The following is a 24,283-nucleotide window of genomic DNA, read 5'->3' as shown; positions in this document are numbered from 1 at the left end:
GATATTCACACACGACAACCCCACGCAACAACTCATACTCCAGAACCAATAAAAGCTCCGAAGGGAACACTCCGGCCCGGTGATCACTGGCGGGGCGCGTACATGATCACGGCGACGCCGACCAGGCAGACGAGGGCTCCGATGACGTCGAACCGGTCGGGTCGGTAGCCGTCGACGACCATGCCCCAGACCAGTGATCCGGCGACGAACACACCCCCGTACGCGGCGAGGATGCGGCCGAAGTGTGCGTCGGGTTGCAGCGTGGCGACGAAGCCGTACGCGCCGAGGGCGAGGACGCCGGCGCCGATCCACAGCCAGCCGCGATGCTCTCGGACTCCCTGCCACACCAGCCAGGCCCCGCCGATCTCGGCGAGGGCCGCCAGCACGAACAGCACGATCGAACGAAGGACAACCACGAAAAACGCTCCCGGTGCGAGGGTCGGTCGACTGTCAGTTCACCACCGGCGGGCCGACCGCGCCGACGGAGGGTGCCCGCCGTGGTCACCGGACGGGTGACCGGAAAAGGACTAGACCAGTTGGGCGGTCTTGCTTGATCGTCACGGCATCTACCAGCACGATGCGGTGGACGTGCCCGGCACACGTGTGACCAGACCACGGCTTCATCCGGAGGGACAGTCATGCTCGTCAGAAGACCACGTGATCCGCACGCACGTACCCGACCGGCTCGTCATCGGCGCTGGAGCGCGGTCACACTCGCCGCGGCGCTGGTGACGGCCGCCTTCCCCGCAGTGGTCCAGGCCGCGCAGGAACCCGCCGAGGAGCCGGTGTCGGTGTGGCCCGCGCCGCGGGAGCTGACACAGCGCGACGACGGTTTCCCGCTCACCCCGGTGGTGGGGTTGGTGACGTCCGAGGACGCCGACGAGGCCACGGAGCGGGAGATACGCAGAGTCCTGCGGGAGGCCGGGGTGCGGCGGATCGTCCCGGTGCACGACGGCTCGCGCACGCCCGTCACCGTGTGGCTCGGCGACGGGGGCCGGGTGCTGTCCGAGCTCGGGGTCTCCGGGGCCGACGCGTTGGCGGCCGAGGGCTTCGTGCTCGCGGCGGGCCGTGACGCGAACGGGCGGGGGCAGGTGGTGCTCGACGGCGCCGACGCCGACGGCACGTACTACGCCACGCGGACGTTCGAGCAGGTCGTGCGGGCGCGTCGTGGGGTGGACTGGGTGCCGGGCGTGGAGATCCGCGACTGGCCCGCGATGACGTACCGGGGGTTGATCGAGGGCTTCTACGGCACACCGTGGTCGCACGAGGACCGGTTGGCGCTCATGGACTACCTCGGCGCCCATCGCATGAACACCTTCGAGTACGCGCCCAAGGACGACCCGTATCACCGGGAGCGGTGGCGGGAGCCGTATCCGGAGGAGGAGCTGGCGAAGCTGGGCGAGTTGGTGGATCGTGCCGTGGCGAACCGGGTGGACTTCACGTTCGCGCTGTCGCCCGGTCTTTCCATCTGCTATTCCTCGCAGGAGGACTTCGAGGCGCTGATCGCGAAGTTCGAGGCGCTGTACGAGCTGGGTGCTCGATCGTTCAACATCCCGCTCGACGACATCGACTACAACACCTGGCACTGCGACGCCGATGTGGAGCGGTTCGGCACGGGGCCCGACGCGGCGGGGCGCGCGCAGGCGTATTTGTTGAACCGGGTGCAGCGCGAGTGGGTCGAGGCGAAGGGTGACGTGGCGCCGTTGCAGATGGTGCCCACCGAGTACTACAACGTCGCCGAGTCCCCCTACAAGCGTGAGCTGCGGGAGATGGACGAGGACATCGTGGTGATGTGGACGGGCACCGCCGTGGTCCCGGAGCGCATCACGGTGGCCGAGGCCGAGCAGGCGCGGCAGGTGTTCGGGCACGAGATCCTGATCTGGGACAACTACCCGGTCAACGACTACGCGGCGGGGCGGTTGCTGTTGGCGCCGTACTCGGGCCGGGAGAACGGGTTGTCGGCGCAGGTGTCGGGGGTCGTGTCGAACCCGATGAACCAGGCGGCGTTGAGTGAGCTCGCGTTGTACTCGTTCGCCGAGTTCGGTTGGAACGACGTCGACTACGACGCGACGGAGTCGTGGACGGCGGCGACGGTGGAACTGGCGGGTGGTGACGAGGAGCTCGCGGCCGCGTTGCGGGAGTTCGCTGATCTGTCGTGGTACGACGGGACGTTGCATCGGGTGCAGTCGCCGCGGTTGTCCGAGGAGATCGACGGCTTCCGGGCGTCGTGGGAGTCGGGTGATCGGGCGGAGGCTCGTGCTCGGTTGGCGGCGGTGTTCGACTCCTATGCCTCGGCGGCGGGGGCGTTGGAGGAGTTGCCCGAGCCGCGGGCTCGTGCGGAGATCGCGGCGTGGTTGGAGGCGGCGGGGCACTGGCTTGCCGCCGGTGGGGCGGCCGTGGAGATGTTGGCCGCCTACGACGCCGGGGATCGGGACGCGGCGTGGGAGCAGCGGAGTCGGGTGGCGTTGCTGATGGAGCGAGCGATGGCGGTGCGGGACGACAAGGAGCCGCATTCCTCGACGTGGCCGAAGATCGCCGACGGTGTGTTGGACGTGTTCCTGGACGAGGCGAACCGGTTCGTGGACGAGTGGCTCGGTGTGGTGGGGCGTCCGGTCGCCGAGGTCAGTCTTCCGACGTATCAGGGGTACGGGCCCGCGAACATGGTGGACGGGGATGTGGACACGTACTTCTGGAGTTCGCGGGCGTCGCGGGTCGGCGACTACGTGGGAGTCGACCTGGGTGCGGTGACCGAGATCGGGCGGATCGAGGTGCTGATGGGCAAGCCGGGTAGTCCGGACGACTACTTCCGGGAGGGAGTGCTGGAGTACTCGGTGGACGGCGAGACGTGGACGGAGTTGCTCTCGGCGTCGGAGGCGGAAGTTACCGCGATCGCGCCGGAGGGGACGCGGGCGCGTTACGTGCGGTATCGGGCGACGGCGGACGGCGAGGGGTTCTGGATCGTGGTCCGGGAGTTCGCGGTGGCCACGCCGGAGTTGGTGTCGTATGCCGTGGAGGCGGTGCCGCCGGCGCGGGAAGGTAGCGGTGCGGGTCTGGTGGTCGACGGTGATCTCGCGACGGCGTATGTCGCGGATCGGGCGGCGGAGCCGGGTGAGGCGCTGGTGGTGACGTTGTCACGGGCGCGGCCGGTGGAGCGTGTGGTGGTGATGCAGGCCCCGGAGGCGCCCGCGGCGGCGACCGTGCAGGTTCGCCGGCAGTCGGGGGACTGGGTGTCGGTGGGTGAGTTGTCCGGCGGGTACGCCTCGGTGGAGGTCGGGGGCGAGCCGGTGAGTGCGGTGCGTCTGGTGTGGGCCGGTGGTGAGCAGCCGACGGTGCACGAGGTCGTGCCGGTGCTCGGCTGAGTGGTGGTCGCTCGGGCGGGCGTGTGGTTGCCCGCCCGAGCGGGTCCCGGTTCAGTAACCGCCGAAGCCGCTGAATCCGGAGTAGCCGCCACCGCCGTCGTAACTGCCGCCACCGTCATAGCCGCCGCCGGAGTCACCGGCGCCGAAGTCGGTGTGGTAGGCGCCCGCGCTTCGGTGACGGCGGTGGGAGGTGCGGGGTTCGGGTGGTTCGGGGACCGGTCGGCCGGCTCGTTCGGCGACTTCCTCGAACTCGGACAGCGGGAGGCCGTAGCGCCACGACTCGGCCAGCACTGTTTGCAGCCGGGTGCCGTCGGGGTCGAGGCGGTCGTAGGCGTCCCACTGTTCGGTGAGGAACAGAAAGGCCGGTTGCAGCTTCGGTTTGGACGGCAGGTAGCCCGCGTCGGTCGCGGCGGCCTTGGCCTCCGCATTGCCTCGCATGGCGTGGATGCAGACGAGGTTTCGGGCGAACATTCTGGGGCTGTCCAGGTTGGTCAGGAAGTCGTCCAGTTGATCTTTTTGGTGGGGTGGTTCGGTGGGGGAGCGCAGCTCCTTGTCCAGGCTCTTCAGCCGGGCCAGGCTTTCACTGTCGTCCGCCTCGGCGGGGGAGGGCAGGTGTCGCAGTGCGAAGCGTGCCTTCTCGGCCACCACCTCGGGCAGGGAGGACGGATCGAGCAGTCGCGCGATCGCTTTTTTGATCTGGTTACGAGGGAGCCGGATCAGCCCGGTGGCCAGTTCGCTTCCATCGGGGTCGAGGCAGTTGTAGACGTCCCACTGTTCGGTGAGGAAGAAAAAGAGCGGCTGGAGTTTGTCGTCGAACGGGCGGTATCCCGCGTCTCGCGCCGCGGCGAGTGCTTCGGCGTCTCCTGCGATCGCTTTCCAACACACCAGGGCCTGTGCCTCGGCCGAGGTCAGCTCCCGGAGCGCCCGGCGACAGGCGGCCATGATGTGGGAGGGCGGGGTGTTGAGGTGTGGTTGGTGAACGGCGGCCACCGTCGCGAGCAGGGTGCGGACCAGATCCTCCGGGTCGCACTCGGAGAGCCGGTCGAACCTGCCCATCTGGAGAAACACCAACGCCGTGGCCGGAATCTCCGGGGGGAGGGTCAGATGCGGGTTGGTTCGCAGGATCCGCATCAGTGGGCGGGGTTCGCCGTTGTCGTCCCACAGGTCGTAAGTGTTTCCGCGGCGGTCTTGGTTCGGAAGCCCGCTGGGGTTCTTCCGGAAGACCTGGATGAGTTCGGTGAGCAGGCGCGGGTGGTCGGTGGTGCACAGCAGTTCGAGGAGAGCGTCGCGGGCCGGGAAGTCCTTGTCCCCGATCGCGATCCTGATCAAGGGGGCGAGTTCGGGCTCCCTCTCCGCGGCGCGTGGTCGCTTGCTGCTGCTTTCGGGAGGCAGACAGGCCAGCAGTCGTACCCGCGGCACGTAGCGGGAGGTGGGATCACGCTCCAGGAGAAACCGCAGCACCGCGCCGACTCGGTCCTCGCGGAACCATTCTCGGTCGAAGTGTGCGCTGGCCAGAAGTCGCCAGGACGCGTGCCAGAGCTCGTCGCGGGCCGCGTCGTTGGTCGCCCACGCCGACTCGACCGCGGCTCGCGCTCGGGCACGGGCCCGCTCGTCACGGGCCCACAGCATGACGTTCAGCAGCATCTCGGCGGGGTCCGGATGCCTCCCGTCACGAGGTGCGGGGGAATGCAGCTTTCGGATCAGGAGCCTCGTCGCGTGGCGTGCTCTCCACCCTCGCCCGTGGCGGGCGCGGTCGTACACCCGCCGTAGTCGTTTCCGCCTCACCCTCCTACGTTCCGGCTGCACCGGAGTGGTGTAAACCGCCGTTCGGAGGCGGGTGGTACTCACGGGTCAGCTATCGATCCGTCTGGGAGTACGGCCGTGGCGGAAATTCGGTGCGGTTGGTCAGTAGCTTCCGAAGCTTCCGCCGTCGTAGCCACCGCCGACGTCACCGCCGGGGGAGCTGTAGTCGGTGTGGTACCCGCCGGTGATGCCGGTGCGGCGACGATCGCGGCGACGATGGCGACGATGGCGAGAGGGGTCGTATGAATCGGGGAGTCTTCGTCCTGATCGCAGGGCTACTTCTTCGAACACGGACAGGGGTGGGAGGGGATAGCGAGGTGACTCGTCGAGCAGTTTCCGGAGTCGGGTACTGGCTTTGAGGCGGTCGTAGGCGTCCCACTGCTCGGTCAGGAACAGGAAGGCCGGATACAGCTTCTTGTCGGAGGGCCGGTAGCCCGCCTCGCGCGCGGCGGCTTTGGCCTGCGTGTCACCCCACATGGCGCGGTGGCAGACGGTCTCTCTGGCGATCGTTTCCGGATGGTCCGGAGAGTCTTGTCCTTTTGGCGGTGCGGGCAGGCGTCGTAGCGCGGACCGAGCTTTCCTCGCTGCTGTCGGGGGTATCTCGTGAGTGCCGAGGACTTCGAGCAGGTGGGTGACTGCTGCTTCGATCTGAACATGAGGTAGGGTGAGGAGTCCGGAGATCAGTGCTTCGCCGTTGGGGTCGAGACGGTCGTAGGCGTCCCACTGCTCTGTCGAGAAGAGGAAAAGCGGGTGCAGTTCCTCGTTGGAGGGCCGGTAGCCCGCGTCGATCGCAGCGGTGATCGATTCGTCGTCGCCAGCGATCGCTCGTTGGCATACCAGTTCCCGACCTGCGCCCGGCAGCAGTTCCCGGAGCGCCCGGCGGCAGCCTTCCACGACACGGGCGGCCGAGGTTTCGGCGGGGATTTTGTGGGTGGTGGCCAGCACCGTGACCAACGCGCGGGCCGAGGTTTCCTGGTCGTACTCGCCCAGGAGGTCGAACCTGTTCCGCAGGATGCTCACCAGTGCCGTGTCCGGAATCTCGGGGCGGAGAGGTAGGTGGGGGTTGGTGGTCAGGATTCGTAACAGTGGGCGGGGTTCACCGTTGTCGTCCCACAGGTCGTAGTCGTCGACTACCCGAGTGTCGGACTGCGAGATTCTGTCGGGGCTTTTCTCCAGGGCATGGGTGAGTTCGGTGAGCAGGCGTGGGTGGTCGGTGGTGCACAGCAGTTCGAGGAGAGCGTCGCGGGCGGGGAAGTCTTTGTCCCCGATCGCGGCCTTGATCAAGGGTGTGAGTTCGGGCTCACCGTCCCCGGCGCGGCGCTCCTCGTGGCTGGGCTCGGGCCACAAGCACGTCAGCAGTCGTACCCGCGGCACGTAACGGCAATGGGGGACAGGTTCCAGAAGGAACCGCAGCACCGCGTTGACCTCGTCATTCCGGAACGCTCCTTGGTTGTAGTGCGCATTGAGGAGCCGCCGGGCCGCGCGCCAGAGTTCGTCACGGGCCGCGTCGTTGGTCGCCCACGCCGACTCGACCGCGGCTCGCGCTCGGGCACGGGCCCGCTCGTCACGGGCTCGCAGCATGACGTCCAACAATTTCTCGGCGATGTCCGGCCATTCGCCGCGATGAGCCGAGGAACGCAGGGGCCGACTCAGAATCACCGTCGCGTATTGTGTTCCCCAACGTCTGTAACGGGCGCGACGGTACGCTCGGTCCAGTCGTTTCCGCCTCACCCTCCTACGTTCCGGCTGCACCGGAGTGGTGTAAACCGCCGTTCGGAGGTCTGGTCGTAACCCCTTACGGGGTACAACTTCCGAGTGGCTCACCTCCAGGGGCAGGGTGGGGCGATGGTGTCGAGGTCCACGGTCGTGACCGTTCCGCCGAAACCTTCCTCCCGATGCCGGCGGCAGGCCTCGGCGACGTTGTCGGGGTCGGTCGCGTAGTCAACCGCCAGCACCGTCTTACCGGCGTCGCGGAGCGCACGGACGTGGTGGAGGTTTTCGGTGCAGTAGTCCTCCTCGCACGGTCGATCGGTGTCGAGGAAGAACAGGTCCTCCATGCCGATGCCGTCGATGGCGTCGACGTATCCGGCGAATTGCCGGAGTTCGGGCGCGTTCTGCGGGAAGACGAGGAAGCCGGGGCGTCGGGTGTGGGCGTACTCGGCGATCCGTATCACCAGGGCCGCCATCTCCTCGGCGAGGCTGCGCCTGTCGTGGCCGTCCACCAGCGCGAGGTCGATTTGTTCGTAGGCGATGAGCGTGTCCAGGTACACGCCGTCGAAGCCGGTTCGCAGGGCCCGGTCCAGACGGGGGCGCACGGTGTCGTCCCACCAGCGGTCGTCCCAGTACCGCACGAAGCGTTCACTGGGCCAGGACGGGACGTCGTTGAGCACCAGGTCGCCGTGGTGGGCTTCGATTCGGTCGAACTCCGGGCGGAAGTCTTCGAGGGAACCGATCTCGAAGTAGGCCAGCACCATGGTGCCGGATTCTCGCACTCGCGTGATCTCGTCGGCGGTGAAGTAGTCCCGCCCGCCGTCGCGGGCGAGGTCGATGACGGCGATGTCGTGGGGCGCGTCGACGAGCGCGTCGAGGGTGCCGTCGGGATAGCCCTGGAGTTGATAGGCCATGGAGGGTGTCTCCGGCAGGGCGGCGTGGGGTGTCGCCGTGGTGGGCTCGCCGGGAGCCGAGTGACAGGCGGCCAGGGTGAACAGGACGGCGAGTATCGCCGCCGAGCAACGGGTGGTGGGATACAAGGACGGAACCCCCGGGGATGAGTGATCCGCCGGAGTGTAGCGAGCGGATGTCAGCTCTCGAGCGCCTGGCTTTCCTCGGGCCGTTCCCCGGACGGCTGGTCGGAGGCACGGGTGTCCTTGTCGGCGAGGACCCGGTCGAGGTGGGCGTGAGCCCTGCGGAGTTGCTCGGTGAGCTCGGCGATGCGGGTGTCCTTGTCGGCGAGTGCGGTGTGCGCGGCGTCGGCCTTGGCTTCGGCCACGGATCGGGCGGTGCGTTCGGCCGCGAGTTGGTCGCGGGTGGTGTCGAGCTCGGCCCGGAGCGCGGCTGTTTCCTCGCGGGCGGCGGTGAGGTCGGCTCGGGTGGTGTCGAGCTCGGCGCGCAGGGTGTCGTTCTGTGTGGTGGCGGCGGTGAGGCGTTCCGTGGTCGCCGAGTGGGCCGCGGTGAGGTCGTGCAGTTCGCGTTTCGTGTCCTGCAGTTGCCGGGCGAGGTCGTCGCGTTCGGCGCGCACGGCATCCAGGGCGCGTCGGGTGGTGTCGAGCTCGGCGGCCAGGGCGTCGCGGGCGCGGATCGCCTCGTTCGCGGCGGACTCCGCCGCGCCGCGGGCGCGTTCGTGGTCGGCGATCGCGGCCCAGGCCTGGCTCTTGACGGACTCGGCTTCGTCCTTGGCGTGTTGGGCGGCGAGTTCGGCGTTTTCTCGTGCGGCCCGGTCGTCGCGAGCCCGGGCGAGCGCGTGGTCTCGGTCGCGTTCGGCGCGTTCGGCCCGCTGTTGGGCTTCCTCGGCGTCGGACCGGGCCGCCAGTGCCTGCTCTTCGGCCTGTTTCACCTGCGCGAGGGCTTGGTCCTCGGCCGTGGTGAGACGCTGGGTCATGTCGGCGAGGGCCGCGCGTAGGGGAGCGGACGCGGTCTCGAAAGCCTCGGCCGCGCGGCGCAGCTCCACGAGAGGGTCCACCACGGCCGCGGTGCGCGCGGCTCGGCGTTGCCGTGAGGCGGCGTCGGCGTGGGCCTTGCAGCAGTAGGAGGAAGGCCTGCCGCCCTTGCGGCGTCCGTTCTCGTCCACGGCGGGCGGCGGCAAGGGGTTGTCGCAGCCGTCCAGCGCGCACACGCCCTGTGGGGTTTTCTCCCGCGCCCGTTCGGCGCTTGCCAGCTCCTCGACCACGCGTCCAGTGTCACCCACGCCGCCGGCGGGCCGGGCTCCGGCCCGCCACCACGCACGACTCCCGGCGAGCCACGGCGGTAACCGGGGCTAGAAGATCGAGTTCCAGGCCTTCTTCAGGCCGTTGCCGATCGCGGAGGCACCCTTGTTGATGCCGTCGGTGACCGCTTTGCCGATCTCGGTGTTCGCGGCCGCGTCCCAGGCGGTTCCCAGCGCGCCGCTGGCGACGAGGCCGACACCCGTGCCGACGATGGCGCCGACCACGGTTCCTCCCACCGGGACCACCGAGCCGACCGCGGCGCCCGCCGCGATGGAGGCGGCCAGGCTGCCACCGTTGACCACGATGGCCTTGCCCGCGGGCGTGTCACCCGCCGCGATGTCGTACGCCGTACTGGCGGCGGTGATGCCGAGTCCGAGGACGGGTATCTTGCCGCCGACGGCTCGGGCGGTGCGGCTCCACGTCCTCGCGTTGGCCGCCGCGCCGCGAGCCCGTTCCGCCGCTTTGAGTGCCCTGCCCGTGTCGCTGTGCGGCAGGCCGCGATGTGTTATTCCGGTGACATTGGACAGTTGGCGCGCGGCGCCCATCCTGGCCCATTTCGCGGTCAACGCCTTCGCGGCGGCCCGGTTGGCGGCGTAGCCCGCGAAGAGCCCGTCGGCGACGAAGGAAGCGTGGAACGGTGGCTTTTTCTGTACCTCGTAGAGGAGGTTCTTGGTGATCGATTCCTTGAGGTTGAACTCCTCCCTGGCCGAGGACGCCTCGGTGGCCGCTTCCCGGTAGGCGGCGAGCTTCCTCGCGTGCTGTTGGTGTGCGGTGACGGCGTCGGCGTGCTGGGCCCGTTGCTCGGGGGTGGCGTCGTCGGGCAGGTCGCCGGGAGCGTCGGGGCCGGGGCCCGGATCGATGATCTGGGTGCCCTGCACCGTGACGCCGCCGTCCCTGGCGATCGCGCGGGCCCGTTCCATGCGGGTCTGTGCGGTGTGCAGGTCGTCGGCGAAGCGATCGAAGTGGTCCGCGGCGCTACGGGCGTCGTCGGCGATGCCGTCCGCCTTCTTACCGCCGTTGGTCATCTTCTCGCGGAACGCGTCCCCGGCGGGGCCGGTCCAGTCGGCTTCGGTGTCCGTTCGCGCGGCGTAGATTTGTGTTGTGCAGTCGTGAACGGCCTCGGCGAGAGTGTTCCGCAGCCAGCGCGCGGCGGTGCGGATGGTTTCCGGGTCCCCCTCGATCTTGGTGTCGATGCTCATCGTGGTGTCGGTGTCCTTCCTCGGCGAGGTCAGTCGACGGACAGGTCCTCACGGACTCGCTGTTCCTGGTCGAGGTATTCCTGTCGGGCCTTCGCGACCTGGTCGCCCGCGGCGCCCGCGCCCGCCACCAGTTCCGAGGTGTCGTTCACGAGCTTGGTCATCACCCCGGCCATGAGGTCGGTGAGGTTGCCGGCGTCCGGTGGGCCCTGGCCGAGGTCGACACCGCTGAGGGTGGTGGAGGCGTTCCGCAGCTTCCCGGCGACGGCCTCCAGTGTCGTGGGATCGAGTTCGTATCCGTCGGACATGTCGTCACGCCGCCTTCCGCCGGTGCTCTTCGGGGATCTCCATGTCGAACACGATCATGTCGAACGGCGCGTACTCGTTGACCTGTTCGAGCTGGGCGGTCGGTAGGAGTACCCAGGGTTGGTGTGGGCCGGCCAGCTCGATCAACCGGTCCAGCGCGGAGTAGACCAGCAACACCCGCTCACCGTTTCGGCTTTCGCGCACGTCGACCGTCACCTCGTCCTCGGCGACCGCGCTGCACGGCACGTACACCACGGGTGGGATGACCTCGGGCGCCGTGACACGGGCGGAGTCCGTGCTCATTGAAGGTGCCTCCTTCCGTCGTCGGCAACGACGCCGCTTTTGACGGCGTGGAGGCGCCCACCGGTTCCCGGTCGGGTGTGGTCTGTGGACGACGGCGGGATTGGGTCCCGTGATCTTGCGTGCGCCGGAGTCGTTCGCCCTTCGGCGCACGCAAGGGGGGTTGCATTTGTTCGCACGCCCATCTCGGGGGCGTGGGGAACAACGTTATTCCGTGACGTGATACAGCGTGTTGATTTTGTGATTGCTGGTCAAACCCAGCGCGTAGACGTGGTAGATCTCGTTCACGTCGGCGTCCGTGGGGACTGTGACCTCGACCGAGACGGCTCCGTTCTCGTCAGCGGTGGTGTCGCGCAACGCGTTGTATTCCGCGATACTGTTCCAATAGATTCGCACACGTTCACCGGCGAAGAAGTCCGTTCCCGTCAGCACGACGGTACTTCCCGGCACGCCAGTGTCCGGTTCCGCAACGAGATACCCGTCGACCGGGACGCTGTCCGAGGAATTCGGCATCTCGTCGACGGTAGCCGGATTCTCGACGACGTCCGTGGAGTCGTCTCCGATGCCAATGTCGGTGACGTCGGAGTCGGCTGCGTCAGGCCTGATGCTCTGGGTCGGTGCGGGTGGTGCCGGCTCGTTGCCGTCGAGCACGAAGTAGGTGCCCGCCGCGCCTCCCGTTGCGCCCAACAACAGCACGGCGACGAGCCCACCGCCGATTTTCAACCGGCGGGACTGGTCGACGTCGCGGCCCGCGATGACAGTTCGCTCCATCGACCCACCCGAGGTGTGGAAAGTGACCTGTCCTTGCGCCATCGCACGGTCGATCGTGTTGTCCGGGGCGGCCACGGCCCCGACGGCGCGTTCCAGTTCCGCGGCGAACCCCGGATCCTCGGCCGCCATCCCCGCAACCGCCGCGTTGACCTGTTCCCTAACCCCCGCATCGGCGGGCTGGAGCTGGAGCTGCTGCAGCAGGGCCGCCCCAGCCTGGGTACGGCCGAGCCGATCCGCGATCAAGGCGGTCAGCGCCTGGGGCGCCGACCGCTGGGCCCGGTCGACAACGCCTGCGGCGACGTCCGCCAGGTAACTGCCCACGATGGCCACGGCCCGCGCGGCCACGTCGGTGATGTCCATATGTTCCCTCCTTGCGTTTTCACGTCATGCAGCGGACCCAAGACTCTGCTGGTCCGGTTGGAAGGCCGAGGAAGTCACTGAGCTCGACTCGGGCCACTTCCGCGGTGATCCGTGCCTCCGCACCGGGTCCCCGCCCGCGGCACGAGCGACACCGGACGTCGACGACGCCTTGTCCTCGGGAGGAAAGCGGACCCGACTCGGTGACCGGATTCACGACATCCCTGGACACAGGGGTCTTCCCGCTGCGGAATCGCCGTTCTTCCCCGGTTGGCGGGCCATGTCCGTTGTCGCACTCCGTGTCGCCCAATGGTTCCCTCGTCGCCCCGAAGACGCCTACCGATTGGGGCGTGCTTCGCGACCGACCAGAAAATAATGATCACTAAGTAAATGACATTAACTAAAAGAAGTCAACGAGCCTCGGTCTTTTCGCTGGTCGAAGCCGGGAGGGCGAGCGCCGCCACGATCCGAGAACACACGGAAGAACCCACCACCGACAACAACGGCGACAAGTAGACGAGGGCGATCAGCGCCCACCGGGTCCCATAGTGGTGATGACGAACGGTGCCGGAGCCATGCGGCGAACTGCCGGGAAGTAAGACGTGGTGAGGCGTGCGCTGAGCACCCCGGCCATCGCCGAGCGCCACTTCCGTGGGCAGGAGCCGGGACGAAAACAGGCGAAACCGCGTCTTGCCCATCACGGAGGCGATGGGCAAGACGGGCCCTCAGTGCTTGACGACACGCCTCCTGCCACGCAGCCTCTGCTTCGCGGGATCTCCACACGCGACGAGGACGGGCATGGCGAAGAAACCGACCAGAAGGGCTCGACGGTTGATTCGCTTGGGCATCGGAACTTTCTCCCCCAGATGGAAAAGGTGTGCGGGTGATCCGCATCGGAGACTAGTTCACCGCGATCTTCGTCCATCCGACACCCGCTGCCCGGCCCGACACGCGACGGGGGTCAGGCTCCGGGCGGCGCCGACGTTTCTCCTCCGGCGCGGTCGCGTGACGCGGTGTCGGTGGCGGGGATGATGCTGATGCCGCCGGAGCCTTCCAGGATGGCGTAGTCGATCTGGTCCAACCGGAGCAGTCCCCGTTGGCTGCGGGCGGCGGCGAGCACGTCGTCGACGTTGAGGTGTTCCTTGCGGAGACGCTGCTCCAGCGGTCTGCCGTGGGCGACGAGGACGACCGGAGCGCCCTCGACCAGCTTGCTGAACTTCTTGGACTTGAACTTCAGCAGATCGGCGAAGCGGTCGAAGAACACCAGGGTGACGATCACCAGCGCCGCGGTGGTGAGGGAGAAGTCGTTACCGAGCAACGCCTGTTGGGTGGCCTCGCTGATCACCAGCAGCAGCACCAAGTCGACGGTGGTCACCTGGGACATGGTGCGTTTGCCGGTGACGCGGAACAGCACCACGATGATCAGGTAGATCGCCAGCGTGCGGATCACGGTGTCCACGGACGTCCTCTTTCGTATCAGGGGTAGACGAACTGCCGGAAACGCACGGGCGGCCCGGACACGTCCCCCACCACCGCGTCCAGCACGCCCGGTCCCGAGGTGGGGCGCAGGTCGAACGTCACCGTCAGCGCGCTGTCACCGCGTCCGGGGAACTCGTAGACGAGCTGACCACCGGCGACGGTGATCGTGTCGGGTTCGGGCGTGGTGGCCATGACCTCGTGCTTGGACAGGTACTGCTGGGACAGAGCGAGCCGGAACGCGCCGTCCCGCGCACTTCCCCGCGCGAAGGACACCTGCAGGGTGGCCTCACCGAGGTTGCGCACGAAGCGCTCGTAGTCCACGCGCAGCCGCCCGTCGACGCTGGTCACCTGTGCTCGGCTGGCGAGTCCGTCACCCCAGACACCGGCGAGCCCGGCCGTCACGATCAAAGCGATGACCACCCACCCGACCCGGTTCACCACCCATTCGCGACGTTGGAACGACGGGCTCTCGTCGATGAGATCGGCCACGTCGGGGCCGTCGGCGTCGGACTCGCTCACCCTGCCTCCTCCTCCACGGAACGGGCAGGTTCTTCCCGACCACGCGGTCGTCGAAACCCGAGCCGCTCTCGGGGCGGGACTGTCGGACCGGTGCGCTAGCTTGCTCGGCTGTGAGTCGAGCGAGCGCAGAGGTCCCGCTGCACGTGCTGCGGGTCCACTACACGGGCACGGAGGCCGACTCCGCGCCGTACACGGCGGCGCATGTCGACTATCTGCGGCGCCATCATGCCGACGGCACGTTCCTGCTCTCGGGGCAGACCGTGCCGTCGGAGGACGGTGGGGTGATCGTGGCATGCGGCGTCGACCGGGACACCGCCGAGGCCATCGCGGCGCAGGACCCGTTCGTCGTGGCCGGGGTGGCGCGGTACGAGATCACCACCGTCGCCGCGGGCCGGGCCCATCCCGGACTGGCGGACATTCTCGCCGCACGCTCCACGACCCGAGCCTGAGTCGGCGATCCCCGGTGGGGTGATTCACCGAGCGGGCCGGCACCGGTGTGGCCATGCTGCTCGACATGACGGTGGCCGCGACGAAAAGTCCCGTGAGTCGTCGGTGGACTGTCGGCCTGCTGCTGGTGCTGACCTGCGTCACCGGGCTCGTGGACGCCGCGAGCTTCCTGTCGCTCGGGCAGGTGTTCGTCGCGAACATGACCGGCAACCTCACGTTCCTCGGTCTCAGCCTCCACCCCGACGCGCACATCGACGCGATCACACCGCTGTCGGCGTTGGGGGATTCATCGCCGGAGCGCTGATCGCCGGGCGGGCGGCGGACCGGTTCGATCGGACACCGCGGCGGTGGTTGTCCGTGGCGTTCGGCATCGAGGCTTTCGTGATCGCGCTCGTGGCGGCGCTGACCGCGGTCGACGTGCTGCCGGTCGCCGGTGACGGCACGGTGGTCACGGTGATGGTGCTGGCCGTGGCACTGGGGGTGCAGAACGGCACGGTGCATCACCTCGGGGTCCCCCATCTCACGACCACCGTGCTCACCCTGTCCCTCGCCGGTGTGGTGACCTACAGCCAGATCGCGGGAGGCCGCATGGCACGGCCCCATCGACGGCTCGGGTCCATTGCCGTCATGCTGGCGGGAGCCAGCGCGGGGGCACTGTTGTTACGCGTGTCGCCGAGCCTGGTGCTCGTCCTCGCGGCACTCGGCGTCGCGCTCGTCGCCGTGTGTTTCGCGCGCGTCGGCCGGGAAGGCGAACAGCGGCACGGACGGTGAGCGGTGTCGCGTGTTCAGCGCGCGGAGCGGGGGGAGGGCCAGACCGACGGAGCGCAGTGCGGCGCCGAGTGTCGCGTAGGTGCTCCCGGCGTCCATGCCGCACCGCGTCGGAGGACATCCGAGCCCGGAACACTCTCCGCGTTCCTCGTGGCACCGCTCATCGGATGCGGGGGCGCCTTGCGGCGGTGATCCCCGGCAAGGTGAAGGCCTCCGCCGGTCACTGACGGGGGTGGACCGTCAGAGGGACGTCCCGAGTTTCCAGGACTCCCGCACGTGGCAGTGGTGGTTGGCCCACCACTGCAGATCGACCCGATCGACGACGATCCGGGTGGGCAACAGGTGCCGCAGGTCGTGCTCCACGCTCTCCGGGGTGATGCCCTCGGCGCGCCGGTCCAGAGTCATGTGCGGCACCGGATCGGGAAACGCCCCCGCATACGGCGGGCAGTGCGGGAACGCCTCCACCAAGGCGGCGGTCAGCGCCCGAAACGGCTCGTCCGGGTCGGGACGCAAATAGATCAGTCCGTCGGGAAAGGTCTCGACCCGCGCGAGCGTGGTCTCGAACGGGTCCGTCGCCGCCATGATCCGCGCGACCGCGTCGAGGTCGGCACGCGACGGCTCCGCCAACCACGGCCCCAACAACGTGATGTGGGCGTGCACGAAAGCGGGGTCGGGGGAGAGGAACGACGCGTCGTAGTGGGCGGTTCGCCCGCGTACGTAGTCGTCGAGCTCCGGGACCGGAACGGCGATGACCGAATGCCCCGAGGACCACCCCACCGCTCTCCCCGGCTCGTGTCGCGACGGCGTCAGGTCGACTCCCGCGTGGGGCGCACGTCGTGGACCACCGCCTGCTCCACGAGCTTGGTGAGTTCGACGGCGTCGGTGGTGAAACCGGTGATCGTTACACTCCGGCGCCGGCCGACGGGAGAGCGGAGCTTGACGCGGTATCGCACGTCCCCGCCCAGGGATCGCTGCAGCATGGTGTCCCTGCCGTTGTCCTTGACGTCGGCGATCTCGTCCCACGCGATCGCCCACGACTTCCCGGCGTAGGAGTGGACGAACCCGCCCTCGTGCAGGGTGAAGGCCTCGTCGGTGCGCGTGACGGACAGCAGAGCCTGCCACACCCCGACCACGAACACACCCAGTCCGATCCCGGTGGCGAACGCGGGGAAGACCATGACCCCGATCGCGGGGGTGCCCAGCCCCGACAGCACGACCATCATTCCGATCGCGGTGAGGGCGGCGCCCGCGGGCACGCCGATCACCGCGATCTTCCGCCTCCGCCGGTTGTCGGTCTCGTACCGGCCGAGAACCGCGCCCAACTCCCGTTCCGTCGCCATGCCGACCTCCCTCCCGTCGTAGGACAGAGACGGTAGCGACCGACCGCCCGAGGACCGGAAGCTGCCCGACGACGAGTTGTTCGGACCACGGTGCCCCTCCGATCACGGCGCGGTGATCCATCCGGCGTCCCTGCCGCGGAGTGGCTCGCGGAAGCCGCGTCCGTGTCTTCGCCATCCCGTCATGTTTCCTCGCCCGGCATTCGGCCGGGAATCCCCCGCCCGTTTCCGCGCCCACCTGCCACTTTAGTTTCGCTAACGCGATACGCGAAATAGAAACACGACACGCGAAACGAAAAACTAGGGTGACACACAATGGATGTTATGTGGCATACGGTGGGGTAGCGGCCCCGACCCTCGTTTCGCTCGTCACCGGCAAGCCGCCCCCTCCCGGCCGCACCGGGCCGGGGCGCCGACCCCGTGCGGCCGGGAGGGGGCGGCCTCGCTCCTTGACTCAGGTCGTGCGGCTGTCGTACGCCGCGCGATTGGCGAGCGCTAGCCCCGACACCTCGGTTCACACCTGTCCCTCCCGGACGCCACGCGAGCCAACCGACGAGCATGTCCCACCGCGTGCCGGGGGGATAACAAGCGGGAAGCGGCGTGGCGGCCGGGGTGGAACGAGGCGGCGTTGAGCCGACGTGCGACCACGAGCCCGGCCCTCGAACAGTGATCAACTCTTAACGACGTTTTTGCTGCGCACGCCCGCCGATGAGTGGCATGATTCCCGCAATCATTCGCGCCCATGCGGGTGGACAGGCTGGGGGAGGTCACGAGTGGCCGGGTACCAGACGGAGATCGATGCCTTGCGGGCCGCTGCGAAGGCGGTGCGTAAAGCGTCCGAACAAGTGTCGGACGTCGATCTGGCCGGGGCGATTCGCAGCGCCGGAGACGGTATGCCGGGGTCGCGCTGTGTGCGGTCGTTCGACGCGGTGAGCACAACGTGGCATTCAGCGCTCACCGGATGGGTCAAACAGGCCGACGACTACGCCGACGCGCTGAACAAGGCGGCCGACGACTACAGCGCCAACGAGGACGCCGCGAGCGCGGCGTTCGGCGGAACGAGGGCGGGCTGATGGCCACCTACGGAGACGTGCGACAGTGGCGCCCCGACCCGCTCGACGAGGCCGAGCAGGAGCTCAAGCGCCATTCGGAAACGTTGCTCGGGTTGTCCGACGAGTTCGCCGAGACGGGCACTCCCGCGGAGTGGACCGGCGACGCCGCCGACTCCGCGAAAGCCAAGCACAAGACCATCATCGACCGGATGGAACATCTCGTCGCCGAGGTGTCCGCCGTCCGCTCGGCGATCGGCCGGACGGCGGACGCCGTCATCGGTCTCGGACACGCCGTCAAGGAGGCCGACGGACTGGCCGATGCCAACGGGTTCGCCATCGGTGACGACGGCTCCGTCAAAGACGTCGCACCGCCGCAGACGGTGCCCGCCGGGCAGGAGGACGAGGTTCGGCGCGAGCGGGAACGGATCCGCGCCGAACTCGTCGACCGCGTGGAGCAGATCCTGCGCCGAGCCAACGACATCGACTCCGACCTCGCCGGAGTGCTGGACAAGGTCGCCAGCGGGAAGATCGGGGACGACGGCGCGACGACGCTCGCCGAGGCGGCGGCCGCGGGGCAACGCCAAGGTGTGTTGTCGGTGCTGGAACCGCCCGACGGCAAGGGCACGCCGGGGGACAACGCCGGATGGTGGGACACGCTCTCGGACGAGGAGAAGAAGTACGTCATCGAAAACCATCCGGAGTGGATCGGCAACCGGGACGGCATCCCCTTCACCGCGCGGGACGAGGCCAACCGTGCGCTGCTGGTCAGCGAGAAGGAGCGGCTGCAGGAGGAGGCCCGCCGGTTGCAGGCCGAGCTGGACGACAGCTTCCTCGGTGGCCTGTTCACCGACACCGACGACAAACTCGACCGGGTCAAGGAGAAACTCGAGTCGATCAAGGCGATCGAGGAAACCCTGGCCAAGCCGGGTGAGCGGCAGCTTCTGCTGTTCAACACGGACAGCGAGCGCACGGAGGCGGCCATCTCCAACGGCAACGTCGACACCGCCGATCACGTCGCCGTGTTCGTCCCCGGTCTGACGTCCAACGTGCCGGACAGCATGGCCGGCTACGACTCGAACATGGCCCACCTGAAGAAGCGGGCCGAGGACGAGCTCAGTCGTTACGGTGACGGCGGCACGGTCGCCACCGTCACCTGGATCGGTTACCAGGCTCCGCAGCTCACGGCGGGCAGCCTGTTCTCCGACAACTCGGTGGTGATGGACGACGCCGCGAAGGCGGGCGCGGAGAAACTCACCCCGTTCCTGCAGGGCATCGACACCGCGCGGGACACCGACGCCCACCTCACCGCGCTCGGTCACTCCTACGGTTCGACCACCACGGGCTTCGCGCTCCAGAAGAACACCGGGGTGGACGACGTGGTGTTCTTCGGCTCGCCGGGAATCGGAACCGACGACATCAAGGACATCAAGGTCCCCGACGGTCACGCCACCTACATCGAGGCGAAGAACGACGCCGTGGGCGACTTCCGCCGGTTCGGCATCGACCCCAGCCACATGGAGGGCATGCAGTACGCGTCCTCGGCCGAGGCACGACACCCCGGCGACGGGCGGGTGCTGACCGGCGTCACCGGCCACACGTCGTATCTGAAGGACGGCAGCACCAGCCAGTACAACATGGCCGTCATCACCGCCGGTTTGTCGGACCGGGTCGTGAAAGGCACCGAGAAGGGCTTCGGCGATACCCTGACCGAGCCCTTCTCGAACTGATGCGCAAGACCTCCCTGCTCACCGCACTCGCATCCGCTGTCGTGCTGGGTCGCGACCGGATGCGGCCCCGACCCAGCGAAGGACGGATCAGTGAACCCCCTGTTCGACGAGCTGTTGGGCCGTCCCGACATCGAGACCGTGCAGCGTGACTACCTCGCGCTGCTCGACCTCATCCGCGACCGGTTGGTCAGCGACTTCGGAATCGCGCCGTTCGTCCTCGACGCCGCGGAACCGGTCACCGGTTCCGCGTGTCCCGGCGAGTTCTCCACCGTCCGCGAGGCGGAGGTCCGGCACATCGCCGCGAGCCGCTCGCCCGGCAACCTCCCCGACGAGGCCTGGCCTCGCGCCGTGGAGCTGGTCACCGAGCTGGCCGCGGAGAAGGGCTTCACCGACCCGAGAACCGTGGTCGACCGGCCCGGCGACCACGAAGTGGCCCTCTACGACCAGTACGGCGCCGAGCTGATCTTCGGGACGGCCAAGAACACCATCATCAGCCTCAGCACCGGCTGCCACCTCACCAGCGAAGCCCACCGGCGAGGCACCCCCGCTCCCGAGGAACCGCTCTACTGACCCGATGTCGGGGGTATGCACCGTCTTCGGTGGAGGTAAGGGTGTTCTCGTAGGCGCGCGTGGAACTCCCCGAGGCCGGTTACCGGTCCGTCGGCCCCACCGCGGTCACGCATGGAAAGCCCCGAACCGGCAGCCGCCGAGCTGCAGCGGGGCGACGAAACGCAGCGGTCGTCGCGAACCCGAGCCGAACTCACCGGGCAGGTCAGGTTCACGACTTGCGCGCCCGCTGCACCACTGCGATCACCCCACGGCCCGCGACGACACCGAACCGCCTCGACATGACGGCCACCCCACCACCACAATGACCACGGCCGACCCACTCACCCACCGATTGCAGTCGAAGGCCGAGCATCACGCCAAACCGGACTGGGTTTCGATCACTGGGGCTGAACCACGGTCGAGCACGAACAGCCCACAGCCGTGCTCCCCACGACCGAGAACGACACGCCCACCTCACTCGACGGCGCGCCAACCAACCACCGAACCACCCCACCGAAACCCTGATCATGCCTCCACCAAGGAGGCCCATGATGCCCACCACCGGCATCGCAATTACCGGAGGAAACCCTCCGGGGCCTGCAACGGCTGAAGTAAGCCGCTCAACCACACTGCCCGGAACCGGAAACCCCACTCACCGCCCCGGGAACACCTGGCCACTAGTCCTCGACACCGCACGGTTGACAAGCCCTAACGGCCAACACGCCATCCCAGCCCGACCCCACACCCACTGGGAAACCAACGAGGTGGGCGCGTATCGAAAACATCCCCGCATGCGCGGGGCCGACTTGGCCCGCGAGGCCACCAAGCCCGGCAACCGCGGTCTATCCCCGCGTGTGCGGGGCCGACTGCCGCAGTGCTCATCCCGATGCTGTTGGCGTAGGTCTATCCCCGCGTGTGCGGGGCCGACCGTGTTTCACCAAGCTAAAGCCCCCTAGAGGCCGGTCTATCCCCGCGTGTGCGGGGCCGACAAGCGGATCGTCTCGTCGGACATGGTGTCTCCGGGTCTATCCCCGCGTGTGCGGGGCCGACGCATCCAGCAGCTCGTCCGGCGACCTGTTCGACGGTCTATCCCCGCGTGTGCGGGGCCGACGCCGACGTATGGCCCGGACAACCGGCCGACTATGGTCTATCCCCGCGTGTGCGGGGCCGACACTTGCTGACCTGGGAGTTTACCCGAGCAACGAGCAGTTTTCATTCAGTCTGCCACCGCAGGAGGGAATCCCTTCCACTCCCCGGTGTCTCCGGGGCCGTGTGGGGGAGTTGCTGTCGTAGTTCGGTGAGGACGGCGTGCAGGATCGGCAGGGTCGGCTCATCGCACCGGTGTAGTGCCGTGTGGGTTTCGGCGATCACGTTCTCGGGTGGGGGATCGGGGTCACGGATGGGCCACTGCCAAGTATCCGGCAGCCAGAGCCGTGCGGTCCGCTCGGTCTCGGTCTCGGGCGGTGGGGTGACCACGGCGACCGGTACGTCATTCATCGCCGCGACCTCGGGAACCTGTTTCCTGGTCGTGGGCGAAGGCATCAACGGGGCACCAGTGGCCATGGCGGGCATCGCTGAGACAACGGTCAATGCAGTCGACGCAAAAGCGGCTTTCGACCATCCACGCCTCAGCATGGGGACAAGCGACGGGCTCGGCGCCGCACAGGGCGCATCTGCCGGGACGTGGAGGTGGGGTGGTGTCGAGTTCGTCGGCGCGAGCGAGCAGGGCCTCACCCAGCGAACGCAGACTCTCCCCGATCTCCCGCAATGTGTCGGGGTTGAGGTCTTCACCATAGACCTGGCAAACGCGGAACTCGGCGGTGATGATCCCGAGCGCGCGAGAGGTCTGCGACAGACGGTCGAGCAAAGCAAGATCCCGGACAGTCGTCATGCGCCCACCATCCGCGCCCCGGTCAGTTCAGTGACTTCCCCGAAGGAGCAGTGGAGCACCTCCGCCAGGCGCGTAAGCAGTTCCAAAGACCAGGCGAAACGATGCGCCAGATCGAAGATCTCCCGCACAGGCCAGCCCAAGGCCTTGGCGAGCACGACGGTGCAGACCGGGCATTCACCGTCAAACCACAAACCCGCCGTCATGTCGCCGCGCTCGATTTGAGGAGTGACGGTCTCCCCACACAGCGCAGTAAAGGGGCACCCGGCTTGTACCCGGTGCCTGACGGTGTCGTAGACATGCCGTTTGCCATCGGCTTGCTGCCACAGATAACGCTGCCTAGTGACCCCCGGTTCACTAGGCTATGTGTAGCCTCACACTTAATGTGTTCACACATGCTGAATGTGTCAGCACATCAGAGGCAATGCCCCGATAGGATGACGATCACAGTCGGCTATGCCTCGACTACGATCGTGTGCGTGGCGAGCACAAGGAATCTCCCGAAAGCCCTCGCGCTTGGTGCCGAACTTCGCGACGCGCGAAAAGCGAAGGGCTACACCTTGGCCGCTCTCGGCGCGAAAATCGGCAGGTCACACGACCAGCTCTCTCGAATCGAACGCGGGCAACTCGGGATCTCGGTCGAGGACGTCGCGACTGTCTTGGGTGTGCTCGATGTGCAAGGACAACGGCGGGAGGAGATTCTCCAGCTCGCCCGTGATGCAGCCAACCCGAACTGGGTTGCGCCCGGCGTGACCAAGCATCTGGCGATGCTGACCGACTACGAACGTGCGGCGTCGCGGATCGTCAACGTCGAGCCGTTGCTGATCCCCGGTCTGCTCCAGACCATGGACTACGCGCGTTCGGTGATGACCTCGGCGGGCGCGTCGCCCGGTGAAGCGGAGCAGCGTGCCACTCATCGCATGGGACGCCAGAACATCCTCACGCGAGCCCGGCCGGTGCAGTTCGAGGCCTACATCGGCGAGCAAGCGTTGCGCTACCCACCGTGCGACCGGACGGTGATGGTCGAGCAGCTTCAGGCGTTGCTCAAGTGGTCACGCATGGAGCATGTGACGATCCGCGCCCTGCCGTTCGACGGAGGCTACTCGCCCGCGCTCGAAGGACCGTTCATCCTGCTGGAGTTCGAGAAAGGACCCTCGGTGGTGCAATTGGAGCACTACCGGTCCGCCACGACTCTGACCGAACGCAGAGACGTGAACGACTACATGTCTGCGGTGGATACGATCCGCCGGCAGGCGATGAGCCCCGTCGCCACAGAGGAGCTCATCGCGAAGCTATCCGATGAGGTGGAGAGTACCTGATGATGGACAACACCTGGCGTACGTCGTCTTTTAGCGGCAACCAGGGCAACTGCGTGGAGACCCGCTTCGACGGCGAAATGGTCCACCTGCGTGACACCAAGGACCGGGCAAAGCCGGAACACGTGTTCACAATGGACGAGTGGAAGGCATTCATCCTGGGCGTTAAAAACGGCGAATTCGACATCTAATCCTCGATCCGACCGCTGACCCACCTAAGAGCATGTCTCATTTCGCGAGTTTCTTGAAGCAGGTGAGGGCTGCGGCGAGAGTGAGGAAGGCGCAGAAGTGGTTGGCGTAGCGCTCGTAGCGTATGGTCAATCGTCGGTATCCGAACAGCCACGCGATACATCGTTCGATGACCCAGCGGTGCTTGCCGAGTTTCTGGCTGGATTCGATGCCTTTGCGGGCGATGCGCACGGTGATTCCTTGCTTGCGTACCCAGTCTCGGAGTTCGGCCTGGTCGTAGGCTTTGTCGGCGTGGAGCTTGTCCGGCTTGCGCCGGCGGGGCCCCCGCCGGGATTTCACGGCGGGGATGGCCAGAATCAGCGGTTTGAGGGCGTGCGCGTCGTTGGTGTTCGCGGCCGAGATCGCGACCGCCAGCGGCAGTCCCGCCCGGTCGGACAGTGCATGGATCTTCGAGCCGGGTTTCCCGCGGTCCACAGGACTGGGACCGGTCAGAGATCCCCCCTTTTGGCCCTGACGGAGGCTCCGTCCAGGACCGCGCGGGACCAGTCGATCATTCCCTGGCTGCCGAGTTCATCGAGTACCGCGCGATGCAACCTGCGCCATAATCCGGCTTTCGTCCACTCGGTGAAGCGACGATGCGCGGTCGGGACCTTCACTCCGAAGCTGGGTGGCAGGTGTCGCCAAGCGCACCCGCTTGTCAGCACGAACACGATCGCGGTGAACACAGCACGATCATCCACGCGCGACCGTCCGCCTCCCTGCGGACGAACCTGATGCGCAGGGACCAGCGGTTCGACCAGTGCCCACAGCTCATCAGGCACCAACCGCCGCGACAACTCATCAACCACGAACCAAGATCATGCCCGCAACCCAACCAAGATCCAAACGAGACACGCTCTAAGCGGGCCCCCGGAGTAGCGCCGGGGGCCCGCTTAATATTCGCACCACGTGCCGAACCCAGACTGTCCCCGTCTGCACGGGCCGACATCGGCGAGGG

The 24,283-nt window shown here is 67.7% G+C and carries 24 protein-coding genes, 1 pseudogene and 1 CRISPR repeat array; of the genes and pseudogenes, 8 read left to right on the top strand and 17 right to left on the bottom strand.

Annotated features, from left to right (window positions below):
- Positions 1-83 precede the first annotated feature (83 nt).
- Positions 84-416, bottom strand: coding sequence for a YnfA family protein (locus SACGLDRAFT_RS11110; protein WP_005464632.1), 333 nt, complete (start codon positions 414-416; stop codon positions 84-86).
- A 312-nt stretch (positions 417-728) separates the two neighbouring features.
- On the opposite strand from SACGLDRAFT_RS11110, the gene SACGLDRAFT_RS11105 reads away from it, so the two are divergent.
- Positions 729-3,359 (top strand): beta-N-acetylglucosaminidase domain-containing protein, encoded by a 2,631-nt coding sequence (locus SACGLDRAFT_RS11105; RefSeq protein ID WP_232283951.1) that lies wholly within the window; start codon positions 729-731, stop codon positions 3,357-3,359.
- 51 nt (positions 3,360-3,410) lie between these two features.
- On the opposite strand, the gene SACGLDRAFT_RS11100 is transcribed toward SACGLDRAFT_RS11105, so the two are convergent.
- The 11 genes from SACGLDRAFT_RS11100 to SACGLDRAFT_RS11055 all read right to left on the bottom strand — a co-directional run bounded on the left by SACGLDRAFT_RS11100 (position 3,411) and on the right by SACGLDRAFT_RS11055 (position 14,013).
- Positions 3,411-5,003 (bottom strand): hypothetical protein, encoded by a 1,593-nt coding sequence (locus SACGLDRAFT_RS11100; RefSeq protein ID WP_005464629.1) that lies wholly within the window; start codon positions 5,001-5,003, stop codon positions 3,411-3,413.
- 261 nt (positions 5,004-5,264) lie between these two features.
- Positions 5,265-6,821 carry a hypothetical protein gene (locus SACGLDRAFT_RS11095; RefSeq protein ID WP_005464626.1) on the bottom strand — a complete coding sequence of 519 codons (1,557 nt, stop codon included), beginning with the start codon at positions 6,819-6,821 and terminating at the stop codon, positions 5,265-5,267.
- Positions 6,822-6,982: 161 nt separating this feature from the next.
- Positions 6,983-7,912: an endo alpha-1,4 polygalactosaminidase gene (locus tag SACGLDRAFT_RS11090; RefSeq protein WP_005464624.1), complete on the bottom strand. Its 930-nt coding sequence runs from the start codon at positions 7,910-7,912 to the stop codon at positions 6,983-6,985.
- Positions 7,913-7,962: 50 nt separating this feature from the next.
- Positions 7,963-9,048 (bottom strand): coiled-coil domain-containing protein, encoded by a 1,086-nt coding sequence (locus SACGLDRAFT_RS11085; protein ID WP_005464622.1) that lies wholly within the window; start codon positions 9,046-9,048, stop codon positions 7,963-7,965.
- Between the two features lie 87 nt (positions 9,049-9,135).
- Complete coding sequence (locus SACGLDRAFT_RS11080) at positions 9,136-10,284, bottom strand: WXG100 family type VII secretion target (RefSeq protein ID WP_005464620.1); 1,149 nt, start codon at positions 10,282-10,284, stop codon at positions 9,136-9,138.
- A gap of 29 nt (positions 10,285-10,313) precedes the next feature.
- A complete protein-coding gene (locus SACGLDRAFT_RS11075; RefSeq protein WP_005464618.1) occupies positions 10,314-10,589 on the bottom strand; it encodes a hypothetical protein in 276 nt (91 codons plus the stop codon).
- A gap of 4 nt (positions 10,590-10,593) precedes the next feature.
- On the bottom strand, positions 10,594-10,890 hold the full coding sequence (locus tag SACGLDRAFT_RS11070) for an SAV_915 family protein (RefSeq protein ID WP_005464616.1): 297 nt from the start codon (positions 10,888-10,890) through the stop codon (positions 10,594-10,596).
- Between the two features lie 204 nt (positions 10,891-11,094).
- Positions 11,095-12,018 (bottom strand): hypothetical protein, encoded by a 924-nt coding sequence (locus tag SACGLDRAFT_RS11065; protein WP_005464614.1) that lies wholly within the window; start codon positions 12,016-12,018, stop codon positions 11,095-11,097.
- A 722-nt stretch (positions 12,019-12,740) separates the two neighbouring features.
- Entirely contained in the window at positions 12,741-12,863 is a 123-nt protein-coding gene (locus SACGLDRAFT_RS22930; protein ID WP_005464612.1) for a hypothetical protein, read from the bottom strand.
- 113 nt (positions 12,864-12,976) lie between these two features.
- A complete protein-coding gene (locus SACGLDRAFT_RS11060; RefSeq protein ID WP_005464611.1) occupies positions 12,977-13,474 on the bottom strand; it encodes a DUF421 domain-containing protein in 498 nt (165 codons plus the stop codon).
- A 17-nt stretch (positions 13,475-13,491) separates the two neighbouring features.
- Positions 13,492-14,013 (bottom strand): hypothetical protein, encoded by a 522-nt coding sequence (locus SACGLDRAFT_RS11055; protein ID WP_005464609.1) that lies wholly within the window; start codon positions 14,011-14,013, stop codon positions 13,492-13,494.
- 110 nt (positions 14,014-14,123) lie between these two features.
- Between SACGLDRAFT_RS11055 and SACGLDRAFT_RS11050 the strand changes: the two genes are divergently transcribed.
- On the top strand, positions 14,124-14,462 hold the full coding sequence (locus SACGLDRAFT_RS11050; protein WP_040918939.1) for a YciI family protein: 339 nt from the start codon (positions 14,124-14,126) through the stop codon (positions 14,460-14,462).
- A 53-nt stretch (positions 14,463-14,515) separates the two neighbouring features.
- Positions 14,516-15,231, top strand: a pseudogene (locus SACGLDRAFT_RS11045) (YoaK family protein).
- Positions 15,232-15,468: 237 nt separating this feature from the next.
- Here SACGLDRAFT_RS11045 and SACGLDRAFT_RS11040 read toward each other — a convergent pair.
- Together SACGLDRAFT_RS11040 and SACGLDRAFT_RS11035 are read right to left on the bottom strand one after the other, a co-directional pair.
- Positions 15,469-16,005, bottom strand: coding sequence for a 2'-5' RNA ligase family protein (locus tag SACGLDRAFT_RS11040; protein WP_005464603.1), 537 nt, complete (start codon positions 16,003-16,005; stop codon positions 15,469-15,471).
- A 29-nt stretch (positions 16,006-16,034) separates the two neighbouring features.
- Entirely contained in the window at positions 16,035-16,568 is a 534-nt protein-coding gene (locus SACGLDRAFT_RS11035; protein WP_005464601.1) for a hypothetical protein, read from the bottom strand.
- Positions 16,569-17,338: 770 nt separating this feature from the next.
- On the opposite strand from SACGLDRAFT_RS11035, the gene SACGLDRAFT_RS11030 reads away from it, so the two are divergent.
- The 3 genes from SACGLDRAFT_RS11030 to SACGLDRAFT_RS11020 all read left to right on the top strand — a co-directional run bounded on the left by SACGLDRAFT_RS11030 (position 17,339) and on the right by SACGLDRAFT_RS11020 (position 19,914).
- Positions 17,339-17,638: a type VII secretion target gene (locus SACGLDRAFT_RS11030; protein WP_005464599.1), complete on the top strand. Its 300-nt coding sequence runs from the start codon at positions 17,339-17,341 to the stop codon at positions 17,636-17,638.
- Positions 17,638-19,344: an alpha/beta hydrolase gene (locus SACGLDRAFT_RS11025; protein WP_005464597.1), complete on the top strand. Its 1,707-nt coding sequence runs from the start codon at positions 17,638-17,640 to the stop codon at positions 19,342-19,344. The genes SACGLDRAFT_RS11030 and SACGLDRAFT_RS11025 overlap by 1 nt, the downstream gene beginning before the upstream one ends.
- A gap of 90 nt (positions 19,345-19,434) precedes the next feature.
- Positions 19,435-19,914 (top strand): LppA family lipoprotein, encoded by a 480-nt coding sequence (locus SACGLDRAFT_RS11020; RefSeq protein WP_005464595.1) that lies wholly within the window; start codon positions 19,435-19,437, stop codon positions 19,912-19,914.
- A gap of 818 nt (positions 19,915-20,732) precedes the next feature.
- A CRISPR array of direct repeats spans positions 20,733-21,065; the repeat unit is 28 nt; unit sequence GGTCTATCCCCGCGTGTGCGGGGCCGAC.
- A 317-nt stretch (positions 21,066-21,382) separates the two neighbouring features.
- Here the strand turns inward: SACGLDRAFT_RS11020 and SACGLDRAFT_RS21895 are convergent.
- Together SACGLDRAFT_RS21895 and SACGLDRAFT_RS11010 are read right to left on the bottom strand one after the other, a co-directional pair.
- A complete protein-coding gene (locus tag SACGLDRAFT_RS21895) occupies positions 21,383-21,784 on the bottom strand; it encodes an RING finger protein (RefSeq protein ID WP_005464591.1) in 402 nt (133 codons plus the stop codon).
- On the bottom strand, positions 21,781-22,110 hold the full coding sequence (locus tag SACGLDRAFT_RS11010) for a zinc finger protein (RefSeq protein ID WP_040918936.1): 330 nt from the start codon (positions 22,108-22,110) through the stop codon (positions 21,781-21,783). Before SACGLDRAFT_RS11010 ends, SACGLDRAFT_RS21895 begins: the two co-directional genes overlap by 4 nt.
- Before the next feature lie 150 nt (positions 22,111-22,260).
- Here SACGLDRAFT_RS11010 and SACGLDRAFT_RS11005 point away from each other — a divergent pair, with 150 nt between their 5' ends.
- Positions 22,261-23,100, top strand: a complete 840-nt coding sequence (locus SACGLDRAFT_RS11005; RefSeq protein WP_040918933.1) for a helix-turn-helix domain-containing protein — start codon at positions 22,261-22,263, stop codon at positions 23,098-23,100.
- Entirely contained in the window at positions 23,100-23,288 is a 189-nt protein-coding gene (locus SACGLDRAFT_RS11000; RefSeq protein ID WP_005464585.1) for a DUF397 domain-containing protein, read from the top strand. The genes SACGLDRAFT_RS11005 and SACGLDRAFT_RS11000 overlap by 1 nt, the downstream gene beginning before the upstream one ends.
- A gap of 37 nt (positions 23,289-23,325) precedes the next feature.
- Here SACGLDRAFT_RS11000 and SACGLDRAFT_RS21890 read toward each other — a convergent pair.
- Positions 23,326-24,134 (bottom strand): IS5 family transposase gene (locus tag SACGLDRAFT_RS21890; RefSeq protein ID WP_005463988.1). Its coding sequence is split into 2 segments (ribosomal slippage): positions 23,326-23,792 and positions 23,792-24,134, totalling 810 coding nucleotides; the frame shifts between segments, so codons are not numbered across the junction.
- Positions 24,135-24,283 lie beyond the last annotated feature (149 nt).

Origin of the sequence: Saccharomonospora glauca K62, from assembly GCF_000243395.2 — a bacterium.
In the GTDB taxonomy this organism is placed as follows: Bacteria; Actinomycetota; Actinomycetes; order Mycobacteriales; family Pseudonocardiaceae; genus Saccharomonospora; species Saccharomonospora glauca.
This window is presented reverse-complemented; position numbering and strand designations above follow the sequence as displayed.

What these genes read in the sequence shown, in the direction of transcription:
- SACGLDRAFT_RS11100 (WP_005464629.1), bottom strand. Translation starts at nt 5,003, where the DNA reads ATGCTGCTGAACGTCATGCTGTGGGCCCGTGACGAGCGGGCCCGTGCC.
- SACGLDRAFT_RS11080 (WP_005464620.1), bottom strand. Translation starts at nt 10,284, where the DNA reads ATGAGCATCGACACCAAGATCGAGGGGGACCCGGAAACCATCCGCACC.
- SACGLDRAFT_RS11075 (WP_005464618.1), bottom strand. Translation starts at nt 10,589, where the DNA reads ATGTCCGACGGATACGAACTCGATCCCACGACACTGGAGGCCGTCGCC.
- SACGLDRAFT_RS11070 (WP_005464616.1), bottom strand. Translation starts at nt 10,890, where the DNA reads ATGAGCACGGACTCCGCCCGTGTCACGGCGCCCGAGGTCATCCCACCC.
- SACGLDRAFT_RS11065 (WP_005464614.1), bottom strand. Translation starts at nt 12,018, where the DNA reads ATGGACATCACCGACGTGGCCGCGCGGGCCGTGGCCATCGTGGGCAGT.
- SACGLDRAFT_RS22930 (WP_005464612.1), bottom strand. Translation starts at nt 12,863, where the DNA reads ATGCCCAAGCGAATCAACCGTCGAGCCCTTCTGGTCGGTTTCTTCGCC.
- SACGLDRAFT_RS11035 (WP_005464601.1), bottom strand. Translation starts at nt 16,568, where the DNA reads ATGGCGACGGAACGGGAGTTGGGCGCGGTTCTCGGCCGGTACGAGACC.
- SACGLDRAFT_RS11025 (WP_005464597.1), top strand. Translation starts at nt 17,638, where the DNA reads ATGGCCACCTACGGAGACGTGCGACAGTGGCGCCCCGACCCGCTCGAC.
- SACGLDRAFT_RS21895 (WP_005464591.1), bottom strand. Translation starts at nt 21,784, where the DNA reads ATGACGACTGTCCGGGATCTTGCTTTGCTCGACCGTCTGTCGCAGACC.
- SACGLDRAFT_RS11000 (WP_005464585.1), top strand. Translation starts at nt 23,100, where the DNA reads ATGATGGACAACACCTGGCGTACGTCGTCTTTTAGCGGCAACCAGGGC.